This window comes from Gilvimarinus sp. F26214L, assembly GCF_054401055.1.
In genome coordinates, this window is the sequence record NZ_JBTIYG010000017.1 from 43,277 (window position 1) to 65,740 (window position 22,464).

A 22,464-nucleotide genomic window follows, 5' to 3' on the forward strand; every position below is an offset into this window, starting at 1 on the left:
TCCTCACACCTTCGCCAGCAGGCGATCAAAATCCGGTTGGGTCATCTGTCTCTGGTCGCCCTGCCGGTAACCCCCGCGCGGCTTGCCCCGCAGTCGACGCGTGGAGATGGCGCTGACCCGACGCATCAGAGCCTTGCCATCGAGGTCTTGGGCGCTGTGGGACAGGTAGCTGCGGATGAAGCGCATCCGGTAAGGAGCACTGAGATCTTCCGACCACAGCATGTTGAGCTGGGAGAGGTTCTTTTCCCGCGCGCGCCGGGAAATTCCGAACTGGTGCCGGTGGTTGCGTTCGTTATCAATAAAGCAGAACTGCGGTATCGGTGAAATGCAACTGAGGAGAATATTGTCGGGCCGCAAATCCCCATGGGCGATGCCGGCGTTGTGCAGGCGGGCAACTTCCGCCCCCAGCTCCCGCATGACCCACCGCTTCCAGCGGCGCAGCCGCTCGTCCTCGCGAGAGGCTGTCAGGTAGCGGGCCAGAAAAGACCCGAGCCCCATGCCCTCGAACGCCTCGCTGACCACAAACCCACAGCTGTGGCGGGCCGCGCCGTGCACCTTGCCACTGGCGAGTACGGGGGGCGCGCGAAAGCCCAGGCGCAGCAGCAGTTCGCTGTTGCGAACAAACTGCCGGTGACGGGCATAGCCCGGAGCGAGCCAGCTACGCAGTTTTTTGTGGGGGCGGCTCTCATGAAAGAGCTTGAGATAGATGGCGCGATCGCGGGCGAAAAAAACCCCGGCCTGCGCGGAGCTGACCAGTCGCTGCCATCCAGCGGGAAGACTTCCACTCGCCAGAGTGGCGGCGACCTGCTCCCAGTTTTCGCCCGTGGACTGCTGCATCAGAGCACCAGCACCGGCTCGCGGTCGAAATCACGCCGATACAACTGCAGGGCGCGCCTGCGTACCGCCAGCAGGAACGCCCGGTCCTCGGCCAGAGTCCGGCGCAGGGGCTTGTCGAAATAAACCCGGAGAAAGCGCAGCACGTCCCGCTGGGTCAAACCGATGTCCGCCGCGGAAAAGTAGATGCTGCCCACATCCTTGACCAGCCAGCGGGTCGGCACCTGGGAGCGGCACTGGGCCCGGTGCAGGTCCACCAGGTGAAGCACCGGCTGATCACTCCGCCTGCTCGCTTCCTCGTTCAGCAGGAAGTGACAGATATAAAGATCCCGGTGGTTGATACCGTTGCGATGAATAGTGCGGGCGATGCGGGCAACAGTTTCGACGATCTGCCGCTTCTCCCGGAATGATGGCGGGCGATCGGGCCAGTGTTCGGCGTATTTTGCGAGTGAAACCGTTCCGGTCAGCTCTTCGGTAATCAGGAAGGACTCGCGTTCGGCCGGGTTGCGGCCGCGCTCACCAAAAGCAAGTGGATTCAGCGTATGCAAACCCAGGTCGCGTACCCTGTTGATGGCTTGCCATTCGTTGACGGCTCCGGTGACCGGGGCCTTCAACTGGCTCCAGTTCTTGAGAATCTCGCCCCAGCCAACCCCCCGGTGATGTTTGAGGTAATAATGCCGACCCTGGAATTCGAAGCGCAGGGTACGACGCCCCTCCTTGTGACGAACCGTCGTGCCCTGCAGGCTGCGAACCTGATCGAAGGCGTTGGTCTCGTTCCAGGCATCGGCAAAAACACCGCGAAGGATCACCGTCATTGGGCGGCGGCCTCCTGCAGCTGACTGGGCGCAGTGGCAAACTGCTCCAGTAAGTCGGCAGCCACGGCGGGCCGGGAATAGATCTCTTCCCGTGCCGCAAATTCTGCACCCCGCGACCGCCACTGTTGATCCGCCACTCCCAGCACGCGTTCCAGCGCGTTCAGATAAGCAACAGGCGAGAAGGGACTGGCGAGAACCTCGCCCATCTGTGCATCGCTGATGTAGTGGGCGTAACCGCAAACATCCGTGGCGATAACCGGGCGACCGGCAATCATGGCTTCCAGAAGCACGTTGCCGGTGTTTTCCTTGTAGGCGGGATGCAGGACCACATCCGCGGCCTGAAACAAAGCGGGCACATCGCTGCGGCCACCGAGGAAGTGGACCTGCTCAGCCACACCGAGGCGTGAAGCCTGCTGGCGGAAGCGAGCGTCCTTGTCAGCGCCGGCTACCAGCAGCACAGCGGGCTCACCATGCCTGCGATTCCAGTCCGCCAGCAGCTGAATGCTGCGATCCAGGCCCTTTGTTCTGAAGCCGGAGCCCACAGCCAGAAACACCTGCTGCTGGTCGGACAGACTCAGCTCCCGACGGATCGCAGTGCGCAGTTCGCGAAAGTTTTGGGCGGAAGCGCGATCGCGGGAGATGCCGGGCGGCAGGGGAAAGAACCGTTCCTCGGGCGTTCCATAATGCTTTACGAAGCGCGGCCGTTCTTTCGGCGATACCTCGAGAATGCGAGTGTGGCTTTCGGGGCCGAACACTGCGTGCTCATAGCTGAGATAGATTCGGGCGCGGGCACTGAGCCGATAAAGCCAGGACTTCTCTTCCCGGGCCTTGCTGGCAAAGCAGGAATCCGCAGCGTAATAGGCATCCAGCCCGGGAAACTTGTTGAAACCCACCACTAGATCCTGGGGATGCTGACACAGCCAGACGGTAAAGGCGCGGCAGAATTGCTGCATCTGGCCGCCGTTGCCGCGCAGCCGGTCCAGCCCGGCAAGAGGCAACTCCACGACCGCAAAGCGCCCATCGGGCTCCGCGTTCCAGCGGCTGCACACGATGGTTACGCGGTGGCCGCGCTCCGCACAGGCCCGGGCGATGGCGAGCATGTTGCGTTGCATGCCACCGTAGGGGATGTGCTTGAACAGAACGAAGGCAAAGTTCATGGCGCCCGCTTCGCGCTCGGGGGCGGCATCTGCCCCCGCTCATTGCCTTCCGTGCCGGCGTCTAGCACCGAACGGCGCAGGGTTGAATACACCGTTTCGGGAATCAGACCCGCCAGTGCATGTTTGTCCGACTGATCGCAGAGATGAAACTGGTTGTCGCCGTAGGTACCGACCAGGGCTGGATCCGTAGGCCCATAAAGAGTGAGCGTCGGGATGTTCAGGGCAGCACTGAGGTGAGCCAGCCCGGTATCCACCGCGACTACGGCAGCCGCTTGTGCGAGCACACAGGCGACTCCATGGAGATTCAGCCTGGGCAGTACTTCCACGCCTTCGATGCCTGCCGCAATTCGCTTCGCGCGCTCCCGTTCCTCGTCGCTGCCCCAGGGCAGACGGATCCGGTAGCCGTCGGCGGCCAGGCGCTCAGCCAGGCCGCGCCAGTGGCTCTCGGGATAAAGCTTCTCCGCGCGGGCGGTTGCGTGAAGGAAGACAATGCTCGCGGGCTCCTGCGCGGAGCCACAAAAGCGCTGCCGATCGATGTTGTAGTTGCCCCGTATCGAAGGCAGCTCGTAGTTCAGAGCCTGGGCGAACAGCAGGCGGATGCGCTCTACCGCGTGCATGTTCTTCGGTACCGGGTAGCGCTGACGATAGAAGAAGGTCGCAAAGGACTCGCGGGCGGACTGTTTGTCCATTCCGGCAACCGGCGCCTTGAGCAGGCTGCCCAGCCAGGCGCTTTTCAGAAGACCCTGGCAGTCAATCACCAGGTCATAATGGTGCTTGCGCAACTGGGTTTTGAATTGCCGCCATTCCGTCGAGTTTTTGGTTCGGAACAGGTGCTTGCGCCAGCGCCGGATCGCGACCGGAATGACGTGGTCCACGGCTGGATGCCAGCTCGGGATCTCCGCAAACGCTTCTTCCACCACCCAGTCGAAGACAACGTTGGGGAGGGCGCGACGGGCGTCCGTCAGTGCGGGTAGCGCGTGAATGACGTCACCCATGGAAGAGGTTTTGATAACTAGAACGCGCATATCTCGCTTATGTGCTGGTCAAATGGTCTCGATTTGTTGGGTTACGGCCTTCGGCCCAACCCAATCTACAGTAGCCATGTGGTAGGTTGGGTTAGCGAAGCGTAACCCAACGTTCACCGAGCCGGCCCGAGAGAATCACTCAATTCCCTGACCGCCACCCGTTTTTGCTGCTCCAAAAGGCGCTCCAAACCGGCCAGAACTTTCTTGGGCTCCAGGTCTTCCAGACATTTCAGGTGTCCCAGGGGGCACTCCCGCTTGAAACAAGGGCCGCATTCTACAGGAATCGATTCGATAACAACCTGCTCCCCCAGGGGCGGAGTAAACGCGGGGGATGTTGATCCGTATACGGCCACCAGCGGTCGGCCCAGTGCCGCAGCCACGTGCATCAGGCCCGAATCGTTGCTGACCACGGCGTCGGCGGCGGAGAGCAGATCGATGGCGTCCGCCAGCGCCGTGGTGCCGGCCAGGTTATGGCACTGGGGCCGCGCGTCTTCCGGCAGGGCGGCAATGATGGCTTGAGCCACCGCGCGGTCCTTTTGGGAGCCCATGATCCACACCTGCCACCCGGCGCGAATCCGCTCCTCGGCTACCGCCGCGTAGTGGCGTTCGGGCCAGCGCTTGGCCGGCCCGAACTCGGCACCGGGGCAGAGCGCCAGCACCGGATGCATGCGGTCCAGGCCGAAGTGACTGAGAAGTTCGGGGATGCGCTGGCTGTCCGCCGTCAATTTCGGGATGGGAAGGGACTCTGGGAGCGGGGCGCCCGGGGAATGGGCCAGTGCCACAAAGCGTTCCACCATCAGGGGATAGTCGGGTTTGTTCAGCGGGCGAATGTCGTTGAGCAGCCCGTAACGCATCTCCCCTCGCCAGCCGGTGCGAACCGGAATACCGGCAAACCAGGGGATGAGGGCCGATTTCAGGGAATTGGGCAGAACGATGGCGCGCTGGAATCGGCCCCGCAAACTCTGCGCAAATCTCCGCCGGGCCCCGATCTGCAAATCACCATGGCCGAACGGCAGGTCCAAACTGCCGCTGACTTCGGGCATACGGTCCAGCAGTGGACGGGTCCAGGCGGGCGCCAGCACGTGAATTCCGGCGTCCGGGTCCTGCTGTTTGAGGGCCTGAAACAAAGATTGCGCCATCACCATGTCACCAACCCAGGATGGGCCGACAATCAGGATCTGTTGGGCTTGGGAGTCCGGCATGAAAGGGCTACTGCTGGTGGAAATGGGCCCGATATTCTACGCGACGAAACGGCGAACGTCGTCGCCGAGGGGGGTCTGGATGCCACAAACGCCCGTTTTTGTGTGCAGCAGGTGGAATTCCGCGATTGCGCGGACCACAACATCGACGTAGCAGCGTAGGTTGGGTTAGCGAAGCGTAACCCAACAATTTACCGGGTAACGTCTGTCGGAAAGTGTTGGGTTACGGCCTGCGGCCTAACCCAACCTACGCCAAGTCGGCAAGTCGAGTCGCCGGCTCAGCCCTTGATTGGATCCAGCCACTCGGGGTGTGTATCCAGATTGCCGCGCACCGCATCGAAATACAGGGTCTGCAGCTTTTCGGTGATCGGCCCTCGGCGACCCTCGCCAATGGTACGGCCGTCAAGGCTGCAAATCGGCAGGACTTCGGCAGCGGTGCCGGTAAAGAAGGCTTCATCGGCAACGTACACTTCGTCGCGGGTGATGCGCTTCTCGTGGATGGTGTAGCCACAGTCCGCCGCCAGCTGAAATACCGTATTGCGGGTGATGCCGTCCAGGCAGGAGGTCAGTTCCGGGGTGTAGATCCGGCCATCGCGAACGATGAAGATGTTCTCGCCGCTGCCTTCCGCCACGTAGCCTTCGTTGTCCAGCAACAGCGCTTCTTCGCAACCGCTTTCCAGAGCCTCGCGCAGGGCGAGCATGGAGTTGATGTAATTGCCGTTCGCCTTGGCCTTGCACATGGTGATATTCACGTGGTGGCGGGTGTAGCTGGAGGTGCGCACCTTGATGCCCTTCTCGCGGGCCTCTGGGCTCATGTAGGAGGGCCACTCCCAGGCGGCAACGATCACATGGGTTTGCAGGTTGTCGGCACGCAGGCCCATTCCCTCGGAGCCCAGAAAGGCCATGGGACGGAGATAACCTTCTTTCAGCCCGTTTTCGCGTACCACGGACTTCTGGGCGGCGTTGAGCTCTTCCTTGCTGAACGGCATCTTCATGCCCAGGATGTGAGCGGAGCGGAACAGGCGATCGGTATGGTCCAGCAGGCGGAAAATGCAGGTGCCGTATTTGCCGGCGTCATAGGCTCGCACACCCTCAAACACCCCCATCCCATAGTGCAGAGTATGAGTCAGCACGTGGACTTTGGCCTCGCGCCAATCCACCAGCTCCCCATCCATCCAGATAACACCATCACGATCCGCAAACGACATTGAAGTCTCCAGATTTACTTTCACGATCACAGTGCTGCCGCGGCACGTCCGGCCCGCAGTCAGCCTGTATTAATAACAGAGCATTCTCGAACTTGCCCTTCGAAAACGGCGGCACGTCCCGTTCAATCCCGTGCTACAGGAGTTTTGCGGGGCGCTTCCAGGCGCGCGGTGAGCGAGCAGTACCGGAAGCGAACCTCAGGGGTGGGCGATCAACAGCCGTTGCCAGTGTCTGACCACGAGGCTGCGTTCCGGCAGAAACCGGTCGCCGGAAACGATGCTCGGCAAACCTTGTAACGCCAGGCGATGCACAGTCGATCGATAGGTTTTGTAGGCTTCGATGAGTTGGTCCGCTTCGTCCGGGGTCACCAGACCAGCCTCGGCAAGACAGCCGAGGATGCGAATGTTATCTGTGTATCTTGTCAGCGCCGGGTGTAGATGCGCCCAAGCCAAGACAGCATATTGAACCATAAATTCAATATCGACAATACCGCCTGCGTCCTGCTTGATATGAAACCGGGGCTCCTGATGGCGGGGCTGGCTTTCGCTTCCCAGGTGCCGGCGCATTTTCTCCCGCATATCCACCACTTCCCGCCGGAGCTCGGGCAGATCCCGCTCACGGCAAAGCACCTGCTGGCGAACCTCCTCGAACTCCGCCGCAAGCCCGGCGCCCCCGGCTACCACCCGCGCCCGAACCAATGCCTGATGCTCCCAGGTCCACGCATCCTTCTCCTGGTAATGAGCGAATGCGGCAAGGGTGCTGACCAGCAATCCGGAGTTGCCCGAGGGGCGCAGGCGCATGTCGATGTCGTAAAGCTGACCGGAAAGAGTCTGGGCGTTGAGGATGTGAATGATTTTCTGGCCCAGACGCATGAAGAAGGTGCCGTTGTCGATTTCCCGGGGGCCTTCCGTGCCGAGGTGGGGGTCGGCCCGGTGCACAAACACCAGGTCCAGGTCCGAGCCGTGGCCGAGCTCGATGCCGCCGAGCTTCCCGTAACCCACAATGACGAAGTCGCCAGTCTGGCTGTCCACAGAGCAGGTCCCCCCGTCCGCCCGGCGGGGGCGCCCGTAGCGGGCAATCATTTGCTGCCAGGCCAGTTCCAGCACATGCTCGAGAATGACCTCCGCCAGAAAGGTCAGGTAGTCACTCACCTTCATCAAGGGCAGCAGATCGGTCACCTCACAGGCGGCTACCCGCAGGGCGTGAGACATGCGGAAGTACCGCAGCGCCTCCATGTGACCCTCCAGGTCCTCCCAGCTCAGGCGCAGGGTATCCCGGCGCAGTTCGTCCCGCAGTGTGGGAACGTCGGGAAGCGTATAGAGCGTGCGGCTGTCCAGCAGCTCGTCCAGCAGTACCGGGTGACTGCGAAGCTCCCCGGCAATCCAGGGGCTGGCGGAGCAGAGCTTGAGAAGCTGCTTGCGCGCCGAAGGGTTTTCAAGCAGCAACACAATATAGGCACTGCGGCGGGCCACCGCCTCAATCACGCCGCACACACGCTCCAGCGTCGGGACGGGATTTTCCACCTCGCCCAGTTCCGACAGCAGTGCCGGCATCAGGTGATCCAGGCGGTCCCGGGCGGTGGCCTGCATCGCCAGGACGTAGCGGCTCTCGCGCAAGTTGTTGAGGGTGCCCAGTATGGCGGTGGGGTCGGGAACCCCCTGGGTGTGGAGGAAGTCGCGAGCCGCTTCGTCGATCAGACTGTTCTGCCAGATCAGGTGCCATCCGTCGTCTTCGCGGGTTTCCCCGCTTTTCTCCTCCGGCTCCGCAATAAGCTCCCGGAACTGGGCGCTGACCGCATGCCGGTGGCGCTGCAACTCGGCCGCGAAGTCGTCCCAGCCATCAAAACCCATCACCCAGGCCAGACGGGCCTGACCGTCCCCGTCGGGAGGCAGCTGTTGGGTTTGCCGGTCCTGCCAGCCCTGCAGGGCGTGTTCGGTATCGCGCAGGAACACATAGGCTTCCGCCAGCCGGTCGGCCACCGCGGGCGGGAGACAGGCGGTTTCCACCAGGAGGGGCAAAACCCTGAGCAAACGACGCTCCTGGAGGCGCGTATCGCGGCCGCCGCGGATCAGCTGGAAGACCTGAACGATGAACTCGATCTCGCGAATCCCGCCAGCGCCCAGCTTGACGTCGTCCTGCAGCCCTTTGCGGGACACCTCTCGCGTGATCAGCTGCTTCATGGCCCGCATGGCGTCAATGGCGGAAAAGTCCAGATAACGGCGGAAGGTGAATGGCTGCAGCAGGGACATCAGCTCCGCCGCCGGGTCCCGATTGGGCGGATGAACCGGAGATGGCAATGCTTCAGCGGCAAGCGTGTCGAGGAGCGCAGGGGGCGTGGCGGCGATCACCCGCGCCTTGATCATGGCATAGCGTTCCCATTCGCGTCCCTGGGTCTGGTAGTAGGTTTCCAGTCCGTCGAAGCTCATGGCCAGTGAACCACTGGAGCCATAGGGACGCAGACGCATGTCGACTCGAAAAACAAAACCGTGCGCGGTAACCGCATCCAGGGATTTGATCAGCCGCTGACCCAGCCGGGTAAAGAATTCCTGGTTGCTGAGGGTTTGCCGCCCGCCTGCGGTCTCCCCTGTTTCGGGGTAGGCGAATATCAGGTCAATGTCGGACGAGACATTGAGCTCCCCGGCGCCCAGCTTGCCCATGCCCAGTACCAGCATGGGCTGCGGCGACTCGCTCGCGACCCCGAGAGGAAGGCCAAAGCGCCGGCTCAGTGCAGCGTAGTGGTAGTCCATGGCCTCCTGTACGGCGGCGGCGGCAAAGACGCTGAGTTCGCCGGTGGTTTCTTCAAGGCCAGCGCGGCGATTCAGGTCCCGCCAGACGATTCGCACCATGAACTTGCGGCGGAACTCGCGCAGGGAACGGTCGAAGTGTTCGTCGCTGTCGCGCTGGAGGCTCTGGTCGAGATGGCCTTTGATCCGGCTCCCGTCCCAGGCGGTGAGAAACTCAAGCTCATCGTTTTCGAGCCAGCGAATAAAGGTGTCCGGATCAGCGAGAAGCTGCCCGGCAATGAATTCGCTCCCCACGATCGCCCGGCAGGCCTGCTCGCGAAGTTCGGCCCGGCTGGAGAGAAGCTCGTCGAGATTATGCTGCGCCTCCGGCGACGCGCTGCTTTGCCATTGCAGGACAAAGCGCTCAGCCTGGCGGACGAGGGGCTCGGGCAGGTTCCTGGTGTCGAACATGAATAGGCTGATCGCTGGGGGATGGGGTCAGCTGATGGTATCAGGCGGCGGAGCTACTCGCATCACTTCCTCGATGGTGGTCAGTCCGGCTGCCACCTTTTGCGCCCCCGCAAGCCGCAGCGTGCGCATGCCTTCTTTCATTCCCTGCTTGCGCAGCAGTTGGGGCTCGCAGCGGTCGCCGATCAGCTCCATCACGCCGTCCGAAATGGGCAGCATTTCGTAGAGCCCCTGGCGACCGAGATAGCCCGTGTTGCGACATTCGAGGCAGCCCACTGGCTTGGAGATCTTTCGCGGTCCGGGCGCCCGCCACGGCTTGACCAACTCCTGCCAGGCAGCATCATCCAGGGGCGCATCCTCCTTGCAATGGGGGCAGAGAGTGCGCACAAGGCGCTGGGCCACCACGCCCAGCAGGGTGGATTTGATCAGGTAACCGGGGACGCCCAGGTCCAGCAGACGGGTGATGGATGTGGGTGCGTCGTTGGTGTGGAGAGTGGAGAGCACCAGGTGCCCGGTCAGGGCCGCCTGAATGGCCATCTGCGCGGTTTCCAGGTCCCGGATTTCACCCACCATGATGATGTCGGGATCCTGGCGCATGAGCGTACGGACCCCGGCGGCGAAATCCAGACCGATCTGGTGCTGCACCTGGGTCTGGTTGAAGGCTTCCTCCACCATTTCGATGGGGTCCTCGATGGTGCTGACATTCACCTCGGCGGTGGCGAGCTGTTTGAGCGTGGAATAGAGCGTTGTGGTTTTACCGGAGCCGGTGGGGCCCGTCACCAGGACAATGCCGTTGGGCCGCTTGACCATGGACTGCCAGCGGGCATGGTCGTCCCCGGTGAGCCCGAGCTCCGCAAAGGTTCGCAGCAACACGTCGGGATCGAAGATCCGCATGACCAGCTTCTCGCCAAAGGCGGTCGGCAGTGTGGACAGTCGAAGCTCCACCTCGCTGCCATCCGCCCGCTTGGTCTTGACTCGACCGTCCTGGGGCTTTCGCTTTTCGGCCACGTTCATGCGGCCCAGGATCTTGATGCGGCTGGTGACCGCGTTACTTACCGAGGCGGGAAATTCGTAAACCTGATGCAAAACCCCGTCAATGCGGAAGCGGACCTTGCCCACCTCGCGGCGCGGCTCCAGATGGATATCACTGGCCCGCTGATCGAAGGCATATTGGAGCAGCCAGTCCACGATGTTGACGATGTGGGCGTCGTTTGCCTCCGGGTCGCTCATGTTGCCCAACTCAAGCAGCTGCTCGAAGTTGGTCACATTGCTGCCCCCAGTCAGGCCGGTCGCTCCGGAAACTGAGCGGGACAGGCTGTAGAACTCCACCAGGAAGCGCTCGATATCGGCCGGATTGGCAAACACCCGTCGCACGGATTTTTGTGCGGTGTGCTCCAGCTGCGGCTCCCAGCCACTGACGAAGGGCTGGGTGGTGGCAACCACCACTTCTTCGTTATCCACTTCCACGCAGAGGATGCCGTGGCGCTTCGCGAATGCGTAGGACATGACCTCGGTGACCTTGGCCACCTTGATCTTGAGCGGATCGATGTGAAACAGGGGCAGCCCCGCTGCCTCGGCCAGCCATTCACTGAGGCTGTCCAGATCCAGGGTTTTGCCGGGGCGGGCGCGGTCGGCCAGTTGCTGGCCGGCCACATAAACGAGGGGATGCAGGGCCGCCTGCTCGCGAGTCCGCACCGTGCCGGTGAGGCTGTTGGCGTCCTCCTGGCTGATGCGGCCATCGCGGACCAGATCATTGAGAAGACCACGCAAGTCCAGGACGCGGTCGGGGGCTGCGGTTTCCGCCATGGTTGAACCTTTTTGTTTGCTTGGTGCAGAGCGGGCTGCGCGACGTCCCGCCTGATGCGGCTGACTCCCGGCTACCGGGACTCCCGATTGTAGCCGCAATAAACCACGAGCAGTACCAGCGTACTCCGGATTCAGGCGGTGCTGCGCAAAATGGCAGCCAAACGGGCCTGTTTTTGTCATAATGCGCGCCCAGCCAGCTACTGGCGCTAACGCAGCTACGGACACAGCAGGAATCTGTTATGGCCATGAGTAATCCTTTCTCCAGTCTGTTTGGCCGCTCACCGATCAAACCCATGCAGGACCATATGACAGTGGCCTGCGCGACGGCCGATGAGCTGGTCCCCTTCTTCAAGGCCGTTGTGGACGGCAACTGGGATCACGCTTCCACGATTCAGCAAAAAATTGCCGAACGGGAAAACGAAGCGGACGCGCTGAAAAAGAACCTGCGCCTGCATCTGCCCAAGAGCCTGTTCCTCCCGGTGCCGCGCACGGACCTTCTGGAACTGCTCTCCATGCAGGATGCAATCGCCAACTGCGCCCGCGACATCGCCGGCATCATGCTGGGTCGCAAGATGTCCATTCCGTCCTCCATTCAGCCCGATATGCTCGAGTTCGTGCAATCCGCCGTGGACGCCGCCAACCAGGCTCTGAAGGCGATCAACGAGCTGGATGAGTTGCTGGAGACCGGCTTCAGCGGTCGCGAGCTGAAGGTTGTGGAAAATCTCATTGAGGAGCTGGACAAGCGTGAACACCGGGCGGACGAGCTGGAGGTGGAGATCCGGGCCGCCCTGTTCGCGATCGAGGACGAGCTGCCGCCGGTGGACGTGATGTTCCTCTATCGGGTCATTGAATGGATTGGTGAATTGTCCAACCGCGCGCAGCGGGTGGGTAGTCGTTTACAGTTGTTGCTGGCCCGCTAACCGCGGGCTTTTTGTAGTTTTAGTCTTTCCAGGTGGTAATTGGGGGTAAGCGATGGCGGTGATTGCCGAACACGGCACTCTACTTTTGGTGCTGGCCTGCTTTTTTGGCGTATTCATGGCCTGGGGGGTCGGCGCCAACGACGTCGCCAACGCAATGGGCACCTCGGTAGGCTCCCGCGCACTGACCATTCGCCAGGCGATCATCGTCGCCATGGTTTTCGAATTCCTCGGGGCCTACCTTGCAGGGGGCGAGGTCACCTCGACGATTCGCAAGGGCATTATCGACCCGCAGATGCTGAGCGACAGCCCCGAACTGCTGGTGTACGGCATGCTTTCCGCCTTGCTGGCCGCGGCCACCTGGCTGCTGGTGGCCAGTTTGCGCGGCTGGCCGGTCTCCACCACCCACTCCATCGTTGGGGCCATCGTGGGCTTCGCCGCCGTAGGCGTGGGGGTGAACTCCGTGGATTGGGGGCGGGTCGGCAGCATCGTTGCCAGCTGGGTGGTGTCCCCGCTGCTGGCCGGGAGCATTTCCTACGGACTCTTTCGCAGTGTTCAGATTCTGATACTCAACACCGATACCCCGTTCCAGAACGCCAAACGCTACATCCCTGTTTACATGTTCGCGGTCGGCTTCCTGATCTCCATGGTCACCGTGCTCAAAGGCCTCAAGCACGTCTTCGCGGACGCGGGCCTCGAACTGAGCTTCTGGGAATCCGCGCTGTACTCAGTGGTCGCCGGTTTGCTGGTGGCCGGGCTCGGCAGCCTGCTGCTGCGCCGAATCCGGGAAGAGGACACCCCCAGCTCGGGCAATCGCTTCGCCGGTGTCGAGCGCGTCTTCGCGGTGCTGATGATCTTCACCGCCTGCGCCATGGCTTTCGCTCACGGCTCCAACGATGTGGCCAACGCGGTGGGTCCACTGGCGGCGGTTTACAACGTGGTCAGCAGCGGCGGCCTGGTGGGCCAGAGCGCGGTGATGCCAAGCTGGGTTCTGCTGCTTGGCGGGATCGGCATCGTTGCCGGCCTGGGCACCTACGGCTACAAGGTCATCGCCACCATCGGCAAAAAGATTACTGAACTCACGCCGAGCCGGGGCTTCGCCGCCGAGCTTGGCGCAGCAGGCACGGTGGTGCTCGCGTCTGGGACCGGACTGCCCGTGTCCACCACCCACACCCTGGTCGGCGCGATCCTGGGGGTCGGTCTCGCGCGGGGCATCGGCGCTCTGAACCTGGGGGTGATCGGCACCATTTTCATGTCCTGGATCATCACGCTGCCGGTCGGTGCGGTTCTGGCGGTGGTGTTCTTTTATCTGTTTCAGGGAATATTCTCCTGAAACAGCGGGATATGAGCTGGGACGGGCTGGCCAATCGATGCTAATCTGCTCTCACCATTCACTTCGCTGCCAACGACCCGACCGTGCCCGCAAAACAGGAAAGCTTTCTACAATGGTTCCGCAACGCCTCGCCGTACATCAACGCGCATCGGGGCAGGACCTTTGTGCTCATGTTGCCGGGGCAGTGTTTCCAGGATGGCAATTTTCAGCACGTCGTCAATGACATCGCCCTTCTGAACAGCTTGGGCATCCGGCTGGTGCTGGTCCACGGTGCCCGCCCGCAGATCGACACACACCTGGCGAAGTGCGATTTTCACAGCAGCTTTCATCGCGGATTGCGCATCACGGAAAGCGGGCATATGCCTGCGATTACGCGAGCCGTGGGCGAACTGCGGGTCGAGATCGAAGCGGCTTTGTCCGCGGGCCTCCCCAATTCCCCTCTGCAGGGCGCCCACATTCAGACGGTTGCCGGCAACTTTGTCACCGCCATGCCCCAGGGCGTGATTGACGGAGTGGATCTTCAATACACGGGTACGGTACGCCGAATCAACGGCAAGGCGATCAGCACCGCCCTGGACCACGGTGCCGTGGTACTCGTCTCCAATCTCGGCTACTCCCTCACCGGAGAAATCTTTAATCTCTGTTACAACGAGGTGGCCACCCACATCGCTGCCAGCCTGAAGGCGGACAAGCTCATTGCCTTTACGGATACTCGCGGCGTGGTGGATGAGAAGGGGCAATTGCAGCGGGAATTCACGCTGCGCGACTGCGAGCGTCACCTCCGGGAAGAAATCGAAGGGGACTCCATACTGCGCCTGGGGCTGACAGCCTGCTACGAGGCCTGCCGGGCCGGGGTTCCCCGCGCCCACCTGATCAGCTATCAGATCGATGGCGCGTTGCTGGAGGAACTGTTCAGCCGCGACGGTGCCGGCACCATGATTCACAGCGACAGCTACGAGACTTTGCGCCAGGCCACCATTGAAGACGTCGGGGGCATATTGGAACTGCTCGAGCCTCTGGAGCGGCAGGGCACGCTGGTGCGACGCTCCCGGGAGCTGCTTGAAACCGAAATCCACCGCTTCCGGGTCATAGAGAAGGACGGCGCCATCATCGCCTGTGCTGCTCTTTACCCCTTTGAAGACCGAATGGCAGAGCTCGCCGCGGTGGCCACCCGGGGAGACTATCGGAACCAGGGGCGTGGCGCCCTGCTGCTGAAGAATATTGAGCAGCTCGCGCGACAGCAGGGCATCCGCAAACTGTTCCTGCTCACCACGCAAACGGCTCACTGGTTTATCGAGCAGGGTTTCGAACCGGCTCAGGTGGCCAGTCTTCCCGAGCAGCGACAACACCTGTACAACTATCAGCGCAACTCCAAGGTGTTCGTGAAGCATCTGTCCGATGGGCTTAGCCGCTCAGGTCCCGCCTGACAGCGAGCCACGCCACTTTCTGTTATTCTTGTTGGTCTTCCCTCCGCGCTTTCATTGCAAGACTCCCTCGAGGTGACCTATGCCCGCTTACCGTTCACGTACTTCCACCTCCGGACGCAACATGGCCGGCGCGCGCGCCCTGTGGCGAGCCACCGGGATGAAGGACGATGACTTTCAGAAGCCCATCATTGCCATCGCCAACTCCTTCACCCAGTTCGTGCCAGGCCACGTGCATCTCAAGGATATGGGTCAACTGGTGGCGCGGGAGATTGAAAAAGCGGGTGGGGTAGCGAAGGAGTTCAACACCATCGCCGTGGACGATGGCATTGCCATGGGCCATGACGGAATGCTCTACAGTTTGCCGTCCCGCGACATCATCGCCGACTCGGTCGAGTACATGGTGAATGCTCACTGCGCCGACGCTTTGGTCTGCATCTCCAACTGCGACAAGATCACCCCGGGGATGCTTAACGCCGCAATGCGGCTGAACATCCCCACGGTTTTTGTTTCCGGCGGCCCCATGGAAGCGGGCAAAACCAAGCTCTCCAGCCACGGCCTGGACCTGGTGGATGCCATGGTGATCGCGGCCGATGATTCGGCCAGCGACGAAACCGTGGAGGAGTATGAGCGCTCTGCATGCCCGACCTGCGGCTCCTGCTCAGGAATGTTTACGGCCAATTCCATGAACTGTCTGACCGAGGCTCTGGGACTGTCCTTGCCCGGCAACGGGTCGTTGCTCGCCACCCATGCGGATCGGCGGGAGCTTTTCCTGGAAGCGGGGCGCACCATCGTGCAGTTGGCCAGGCGTTATTACGAGCGGGACGACGAGAGTGTTCTGCCCCGCGCTATCGCGAGCGTGAAAGCGTTTGAGAATGCCATGGCCCTGGACATCGCCATGGGCGGCTCGACAAACACCATTCTGCACCTGCTTGCAGCGGCCCAGGAAGGTGAAGTGAAGTTCGACCTCGCGGACATCGACCGCATGTCCCGGCAAATCCCTCAACTGTGCAAGGTCGCCCCGAGCACCCCGAACTACCACATGGAGGATGTGCATCGCGCCGGCGGGGTTATGGCCATTCTGGGCGAGCTGAACCGGGGCGGACTGCTGCACAACGAACTTCCCACCGTACACAGCCGGACACTCGCCGAAGCACTGCAAAAGTGGGACATTGCCGTTAACGATGACCCGGACGTAAGCCGCTTTTATCAGGCGGGCCCGGCAGGCATTCCGACCCAGGAAGCCTTCAGCCAGGACACCCGCTGGCCAAGCCTGGACCGTGATCGGGAGCAAGGCTGTATTCGCAACGTGGAGCACGCCTATACGGCTGAAGGTGGGCTTGCGGTTCTAACCGGCAACATCGCACCCAGTGGTTGCGTGGTCAAAACAGCGGGCGTGGACGAAAGCATCTGGTTGTTCGAAGGCCCCGCCAGGGTCGTGGAAAGCCAGGACGACGCCGTGCGGGCCATCCTCGAAGGCGAAGTGAAGTCGGGCGAGGTGGTGATCGTGCGCTATGAAGGGCCGAAGGGCGGACCGGGCATGCAGGAAATGCTCTACCCCACCAGTTACCTTAAATCAAAAGGGCTGGGTGCGAGCTGCGCCCTGCTGACGGATGGCCGTTTTTCCGGTGGCACGTCGGGCCTGTCCATTGGCCACGTTTCCCCTGAGGCCGCGGCCGGCGGCAACATCGCCCTGGTGGAGAATGGGGACATCATCCGCATCGACATTCCCGGTCGCCGCATCGAAGTTCGCATCAGCGACGAGGAGCTGGAAAGCCGCCGGGCAGCGATGGAAGCCAAGGGAGACCAGGCCTGGAAGCCCGCCAAACCGCGACCGCGGAAGGTCAGTGCGGCACTCAAGGCTTATGCGATGCTGGCCACCAGTGCGGACCGGGGCGCAGTGCGTGATCTCAGCAAATTGGACTGAGGGCTGTAGTCCTTGAGACTCGCTCCGCCGAATCGAACGGAGTTCGATGCCTTCACCACGCGCCGCTGAAAGGCGATCCCGTGGAGTGATTGATCGGCGGCGCTCAGGGCAAACGACGAGATGGCGCATTTCACGGGCACAAAAAAAGGGCTGAATAATTCAGCCCTTTTTTGTGCCCGCCTTGGAGGTCAGGCGCTTTCCTGCAGCTTGGCGACTCGCGCTTGCTCGCTCTCCACCAGTCGTATCCAGGTATTAGCCTGCTGCGCGACGGACTTGTCCTTGCGCGCTTCCCGAAATGACTTGAGGGCGTCCTCGTACTTCTCCAGATTGAACAGGGACATGCCCATGTAGAGATGTACGTTGGCGGGCTTTTTCAAACCCTTCTTGTTGAGGGCCTCTCGACCCGCATCAACTGCCTTCTGGTAATCGTCGATGGACAGGTACAGCTGGGAAAGACGCGCAAACAGCTCACCGTCATCGGACTTGCTTGCAGCCTCTGCCAGCACGGGAATGGACTTGTCCATCTCCTTCGCCAGGCTCCAGGCACCGGCCAGAAGCTCCAGGTTCTTGCTGGTCTTTTCGACCTTCCCTTCTTCGACTCCCTTATCGAGAATCTTGGCGCCCTTGTAGGGATACTCCTGCTCAAGATACAGACTTGCCAGAAGTCGCAGCTCCTTCTCTTCCTGGAGGCCGTCCATCTGGTAGATGGTGTCATAGGCATGGAGTTGATCAAGCGGACGCCCTGAGACGCCGTAGACCGAAGCAAGTGTGCGCCAGTGATTCAGCTTGGGATAGTGACGCACCAGCTTTTCGAGAACACTGATGACCTTGGGGTAGTTCTCCTTGCCGTGATACAGGGACATCTGGTACTGGTACAGCCCTTCCGGCGGAATCCGGTCCGAGTCCTCGTACATCTGGACCGCTTTGTCGATATTCGGAAGCGACTTGTCCAGATTCTCGGCCATGTAATAGGCCTGGCCAAGCTTGTAGTAGTGGTCCGCACCGACGATTTCGGAGCGGGCGATGTACTGTTCCAGCAGGCGGATAGCGTTGTCGTAGTTTTCCGTCGCCAGGTAAAGCTGGGCAAGATAGTAGGAGACGTTCAGCATGTTCGCTTCAGGAACACTCTCCGTCTGTACATAGCGCTCGTAGTATTCGATGGCTTTTTCGTACTGTTCAAGCTGTACGTAAATACCACCCATCATGTTCCACAACTGAGCCTGCTCGTACTCGTTCCAGCGACTGGAATCGATGGCCTGCGCTTCACGCAGCGCCCCTTGCAGATCCGGCTTGGCGCCTTCCTCTTCCGGGTTGAGCAGTTCGCTCACGCGAGCCAGCCTTTTGTTGACCGACTCTGAAATTGCCATGGCGCGGCGGGTTCGGCGCTTCGGCTTGTCATCGTCCTGCGCCTGGGCCTGGGCCCAGCTCACCTGTACACCCTGGCCGGAGACAGACACGCTATCGATGGGGACAAGCAGAAACGCCGGGACCGCAAACAGCGCGCCCGTTACAAGCGAACGCGCGATTGAAGTCTTCTTAGCCATAGTCCACCTCAACTAGATCGTACGGGCCGGCCGGACATTTAGGCGGGCACGACCTGTACGCTGACTTAATTGTCCAGCTTGAAGGTCAGCTGGGTTTGCACACCGGGTACCTCGACGGGAGTTCCGTCCACGACCCGAGGCTTGAACTTCCACTTCATGACCGCGCGCTCTGCCGCCCGGTTGAAGATGCTTGAAGGTTCCGACTCCACAACCATCGGATCCCGGACCGAGCCGTTGGTGGTTACCGTGAACTCCACAATAACGTAGCCCTCGATACCCCGGCTCGCGGCACGGGTCGGATAGATGGGCTCAACACGCACGATCGGAAGATATTCTCCGTCGTCGAAGCTCGTCACGTTGATTTCGCCCACGGCCGAGTCCACGGTCGGAGTCGCAACGCTCACCGACTCCTGGGCAACGTCCGGGGTGTCGAAGTCCGGCTCCGGCATATCGGGCTCCGGCTCCGGCTTCTCGGGCTTCTCGGGCTTTTCCTGATCGTACTGGGTTTCGATATCCCGCTGAGGCATGTTGAAGTCGGCCAGTTTGCGACGTTCCGTCTCGTCTGGCGCATCCCATTCTCTGTCGACCAGCTTGAACATCACCACAATGAGAACTGCGGTGGTGATCGCGCCCAACAGACCGGCGGTGATCAGTCGCGTAACGTTCATAGCAAATTAACTCTCGTCCGTCGCAATGGAGACATCGTACAAGCCCAACTCTCGGGCGGCGTCGGCCACAGCGGTGAGTGTCTTGACGTTGGCTTCATTGTCGGCCTGAATCACCAAGCCCCCTTCGGGGTTCTCGGCGCGCATACGCTCGATAACGGATTTGACCGCTCGAACATCCACACGACGCTTGTCGATCCAGATTTCGTTATTCGCGTTAATCGCGACGAGGATGCTGACGTTCTCTTTCGGCTGGGCCGTCGTCGCATCCGGCCGGTTGACCTCGATGCCGGCCTCTTTGATGAATACGGAGGTCACGATAAAGAAGATCAGCATGATGAACACGACGTCCAGCATGGGCGTCAGGTCAACCGAACTTTCCTCTTCCTCTCTTACCTTTCTTCTAGCCATGATGATTCTCTGCAAATGTTTATTCGGGGCGATGATTACTCAAGTAGCTGCACGCAATCGAATTCGCAGTGGCACGATTGCCGGCATCTCAATGGTCCATCGTCAGGTGATCTTCCAGCAGCTGGTTCTCACGTTCCGCCTTTCGCGTCACGTAGGTGTTTCCAAACACCCCCGAGATCGCTGACACCATGCCCGCCAGAGTGGGAATGGTAGCCTTCGATACACCGTCCGCCATGGGCCGCACGTCGCCGCCCCCGGTGAAGCTCAAAACCTGGAACACTTCGATCATGCCGTAAACTGTTCCCAGAAGACCCAGAAGAGGGCAGAGCGCCACACACGTGGCAATCAGGGACGTATTCTGCTCCACCTTCATCTGAACTTCGGACATGAGCTTTTCGCGGATCTTTTGCGCGGTCCAGGACTTGCGTTCGGCACGGCTCTCCCAGTGATCAAGCGCGGTCCGGACATCGCGGCGCAGGGCGCCGCGAAAATACCAGACACGCTCGAAGATCAGGGTCCACATCACGAACGCCAGCGCTGCGATGGCGAGCAGGACGGGCCCGCCCGATGCCATGAAGTCACGAATCGACGCCAATGCTTCCTGTAAAGCGAGCATGGGTCTACCTCCTCTTAGCGCTCTGCGTTCTCGGCGATAATGCCCGCACTTTGCTCATCGATCACGTGCAGGATGCGCTTGGCACGGCCCGCGACGATGGTGTGAATCAGCATGGTGGGGATCGCGACGATCAGACCCAGCATGGTGGTCACAAGCGCTGCAGAGATACCTGCCGCCATGGTGGAGGGATCACCCGTACCGTAGATAGTGATCGCCTGGAAGGTCTGGATCATACCGCCAACCGTACCCAGCAGACCCATGAGCGGTGCGATCATAAAGATCACCTTCAGGAGGTTTAGACCGCTTTCGATGGCCGGGCGTTCCTTGATGATCGCCTCCTCCAGCTTGAGCTCCAGGGACTCGTTGTCGATACCCTTGTTCTCTTGGCCGACCAGCAGGATGCGACCCAGCGGGTTGTTGGTGTTCGGCTCGTCGGAACGAAGCTGAGCCGTCACTTTGCGGCTTACGCCTGAGAGTACCAGCAGACGGAACAGACCAAGCAGCACGGCGAACACACCCAGAGCGGTGATGGCGTAGCCGATTTCCTGACCCTGGTGCCATTGCTCCACGAGGCTCGGCAGGTCAACAATCGCCTGCAGGAAGGAGCCACCCTTGGCGCCGGTGGGGTCGATACCCACACGAACAAAGCCCTCTTCGGCGGACGCCAGCTGAGCGGCAGAGTCCGTGAAGTTACCTGCGGGCTGGCGCGGCAGTTCGGCGATCTGGCCGTCCTGGGTCATGTACAGGTAGTTGCCGCTGGCGGACATCAGGTTGTAGTTACCGACGCGGACCACTTCCTCCTGAACTCGCTCACCATTCGTCTTAAGGACGGTTGCGGGGAACCTGACGATCTTGCCCGCTTCAACAGCTTCACGCTGCATCTCGAACCACAGCTGCTCGATCTCCTCGATTTCCGGGATCTCGGTGGCGCTGTTCATCTTGTTGATGAGGTCGGTCAGGAAGCCGGCACGACCGCTCAGGCCCGGCTGGGCGGAGACGATGCTGCTTTCCAGACGCTGGCGGAGGTCGCCGGCCTGGGAAGTCAGGTGGCCGAACAGTTCATCCAGAGAACCCAGGCGCTGCTGCATTTCCTGGCGCTTCTGGACAACCTGTTGTTCCTGTTGCTCGTAGGTGTCTTCCAGCTGTTCGGCACGACGCTCTTCGTTTGCCAGGGTTTGACGGGCTTCGTTCAGCAGTTCCTGCTGATTGGCCTTGTCGCGTCGGAACTGGGCTTCGCGCTGCTGGTGCTCACGCGTTTCCAGGATGCGGTTTTCTTTCACCATCTCGAGCAGTTGCTCAAGGGATTGAGCCTTCGGCTCCTCCTGAGCAAAAGCTCCAGTGGCAGCGAACAGTCCGACGGCTGAAGCGATCAGACAATGTTTTACGAATTTCATTTTCATTGTACGGCCTCCGGCGCAGCAATCGGTAGTCTCATCATTTCGGGGACGCCACCCTCGGCAACTTTAATGGCTTCGGAAACAGCGTTGGCATATCGGCCCGGCTCGAGCTCGACCCAGGTACGGTTGTCCTGATCCCAAACGCCGGTAAGCTCTTTGTCCTTGGTCTGATATACGAGGGCGATACGACCCACCATCAGCATATTGACCTGCTTGTCGGAACCGCCGATGTTGAGCGTGTCTTCATAAACGAGGCTGTTGCGGCTGTACTCGGATTCGATCTTGTACGCTTCCAGCACCTGGCGGAATTTTTCCGCAACGGTTACGTCAGCGCGATCCTGGACAGCGTGCAGCTGGGCAATTCGCTCCTGACGCTCGTCCTGAAGGAAGGGGATGTCCAGCTCGACGAACTGCTCCAGGGAGTCGAGCATGCGCAGGATAAGCGGCTGCATCTGACGCTCGGTAACGGTGACGCGGTCGATCGACCGCTCCAGCCGCGCCAGTACGTCCTGCTGGTTGGCGATTTGCTTTTCCAGCTGGGCGTTGTAAACACGCAGGCCTTCAATTTCCTTGTTGACGGATTTGAATTCCTGGTAAAGATCGCTGGTTTCTTCCTGCAGCTTGTCGATGCGCTTTTGGGATTGCACACCGGCATTGGTCATGGCCTGACCTTCTTCGAGAATGTTATCGAGCGTCTGGTCCGCCTGCGCAGCGCCGATGAAAGCGCCCACCGACAGCACGGTGGTCAGTGCCACAGCTCTGATTTGTTGCTTCTTCATAGCTCCCCCGATTTGGGTTCTTACAAATTCGGCAAGCGCAAGTGTGACCACTTCGCCATACCGGGTTCCGACAAAAAAGTATAGGTTCTTTGGCGCCAATTAAGAGCGCGACATTTAATAATAGCTGGCGTGAACATTCAATGGTTTGTAAGTGCTTCTTAGTTTCTGTGTAATTAGGTAACAAGCACACCTTATTTGCCATTCCCCAACCCAGCAGT

The 22,464-nt window shown here is 60.9% G+C and carries 18 protein-coding genes; 4 read left to right on the forward strand and 14 right to left on the reverse strand.

Translation table 11 applies throughout. From position 1 onward, the window contains the following. Window positions 1-3: 3 nt before the first annotated feature. The 8 genes from ACURWW_RS15600 to ACURWW_RS15635 form a co-directional block, all read right to left on the reverse strand. Entirely contained in the window at window positions 4-837 is an 834-nt protein-coding gene (locus ACURWW_RS15600) for a lipopolysaccharide kinase InaA family protein (RefSeq protein ID WP_445617835.1), read from the reverse strand. Then, entirely contained in the window at window positions 837-1,649 is an 813-nt protein-coding gene (gene rfaP, locus ACURWW_RS15605) for a lipopolysaccharide core heptose(I) kinase RfaP (RefSeq protein WP_445617836.1), read from the reverse strand. Before rfaP ends, ACURWW_RS15600 begins: the two co-directional genes overlap by 1 nt. Beyond that, window positions 1,646-2,806: a glycosyltransferase family 4 protein gene (locus ACURWW_RS15610; protein WP_445617837.1), complete on the reverse strand. Its 1,161-nt coding sequence runs from the start codon at window positions 2,804-2,806 to the stop codon at window positions 1,646-1,648. Before ACURWW_RS15610 ends, rfaP begins: the two co-directional genes overlap by 4 nt. Next, a complete protein-coding gene (gene rfaC / locus ACURWW_RS15615; protein ID WP_445617838.1) occupies window positions 2,803-3,831 on the reverse strand; it encodes a lipopolysaccharide heptosyltransferase RfaC in 1,029 nt (342 codons plus the stop codon). The genes ACURWW_RS15610 and rfaC overlap by 4 nt, the downstream gene beginning before the upstream one ends. A 113-nt stretch (window positions 3,832-3,944) precedes the next feature. After that, entirely contained in the window at window positions 3,945-5,033 is a 1,089-nt protein-coding gene (waaF, locus tag ACURWW_RS15620; RefSeq protein ID WP_445617839.1) for a lipopolysaccharide heptosyltransferase II, read from the reverse strand. 275 nt (window positions 5,034-5,308) lie between these two features. After that, window positions 5,309-6,238 carry a branched-chain amino acid transaminase gene (locus ACURWW_RS15625; RefSeq protein ID WP_445617840.1) on the reverse strand — a complete coding sequence of 310 codons (930 nt, stop codon included), beginning with the start codon at window positions 6,236-6,238 and terminating at the stop codon, window positions 5,309-5,311. Between the two features lie 195 nt (window positions 6,239-6,433). Next, window positions 6,434-9,430, reverse strand: coding sequence for a bifunctional [glutamate--ammonia ligase]-adenylyl-L-tyrosine phosphorylase/[glutamate--ammonia-ligase] adenylyltransferase (glnE, locus tag ACURWW_RS15630; protein WP_445617841.1), 2,997 nt, complete (start codon window positions 9,428-9,430; stop codon window positions 6,434-6,436). A 27-nt stretch (window positions 9,431-9,457) separates the two neighbouring features. Next, window positions 9,458-11,233, reverse strand: coding sequence for a GspE/PulE family protein (locus tag ACURWW_RS15635; protein WP_445617842.1), 1,776 nt, complete (start codon window positions 11,231-11,233; stop codon window positions 9,458-9,460). A 239-nt stretch (window positions 11,234-11,472) separates the two neighbouring features. On the opposite strand from ACURWW_RS15635, the gene ACURWW_RS15640 reads away from it, so the two are divergent. The 4 genes from ACURWW_RS15640 to ilvD all read left to right on the forward strand — a co-directional run bounded on the left by ACURWW_RS15640 (window position 11,473) and on the right by ilvD (window position 16,834). Continuing rightward, window positions 11,473-12,153 (forward strand): TIGR00153 family protein, encoded by a 681-nt coding sequence (locus ACURWW_RS15640; protein WP_445617843.1) that lies wholly within the window; start codon window positions 11,473-11,475, stop codon window positions 12,151-12,153. 52 nt (window positions 12,154-12,205) lie between these two features. Next, the gene (locus ACURWW_RS15645; protein ID WP_445617844.1) at window positions 12,206-13,483 is read left to right on the forward strand and encodes an inorganic phosphate transporter; all 1,278 of its coding nucleotides are present in this window, start codon (window positions 12,206-12,208) and stop codon (window positions 13,481-13,483) included. 83 nt (window positions 13,484-13,566) lie between these two features. After that, entirely contained in the window at window positions 13,567-14,910 is a 1,344-nt protein-coding gene (argA, locus tag ACURWW_RS15650) for an amino-acid N-acetyltransferase (protein ID WP_445617845.1), read from the forward strand. 79 nt (window positions 14,911-14,989) lie between these two features. After that, window positions 14,990-16,834 carry a dihydroxy-acid dehydratase gene (ilvD, locus tag ACURWW_RS15655; protein WP_445617846.1) on the forward strand — a complete coding sequence of 615 codons (1,845 nt, stop codon included), beginning with the start codon at window positions 14,990-14,992 and terminating at the stop codon, window positions 16,832-16,834. A 188-nt stretch (window positions 16,835-17,022) separates the two neighbouring features. Here the strand turns inward: ilvD and ACURWW_RS15660 are convergent, their stop codons facing one another. The 6 genes from ACURWW_RS15660 to ACURWW_RS15685 form a co-directional block, all read right to left on the reverse strand. Beyond that, the gene (locus ACURWW_RS15660) at window positions 17,023-18,378 is read right to left on the reverse strand and encodes a tetratricopeptide repeat protein (RefSeq protein WP_445617847.1); all 1,356 of its coding nucleotides are present in this window, start codon (window positions 18,376-18,378) and stop codon (window positions 17,023-17,025) included. 65 nt (window positions 18,379-18,443) lie between these two features. Further along, window positions 18,444-19,046, reverse strand: a complete 603-nt coding sequence (locus ACURWW_RS15665; RefSeq protein WP_445617848.1) for an energy transducer TonB — start codon at window positions 19,044-19,046, stop codon at window positions 18,444-18,446. A 6-nt stretch (window positions 19,047-19,052) separates the two neighbouring features. Then, a complete protein-coding gene (locus ACURWW_RS15670) occupies window positions 19,053-19,454 on the reverse strand; it encodes an ExbD/TolR family protein (RefSeq protein WP_445617849.1) in 402 nt (133 codons plus the stop codon). 88 nt (window positions 19,455-19,542) lie between these two features. Next, complete coding sequence (locus ACURWW_RS15675; protein ID WP_445617850.1) at window positions 19,543-20,070, reverse strand: MotA/TolQ/ExbB proton channel family protein; 528 nt, start codon at window positions 20,068-20,070, stop codon at window positions 19,543-19,545. Window positions 20,071-20,084: 14 nt separating this feature from the next. Then, window positions 20,085-21,470, reverse strand: coding sequence for a MotA/TolQ/ExbB proton channel family protein (locus ACURWW_RS15680; protein ID WP_445617851.1), 1,386 nt, complete (start codon window positions 21,468-21,470; stop codon window positions 20,085-20,087). Beyond that, window positions 21,467-22,246: a DUF3450 domain-containing protein gene (locus tag ACURWW_RS15685; RefSeq protein WP_445617852.1), complete on the reverse strand. Its 780-nt coding sequence runs from the start codon at window positions 22,244-22,246 to the stop codon at window positions 21,467-21,469. Before ACURWW_RS15685 ends, ACURWW_RS15680 begins: the two co-directional genes overlap by 4 nt. Window positions 22,247-22,464 lie beyond the last annotated feature (218 nt).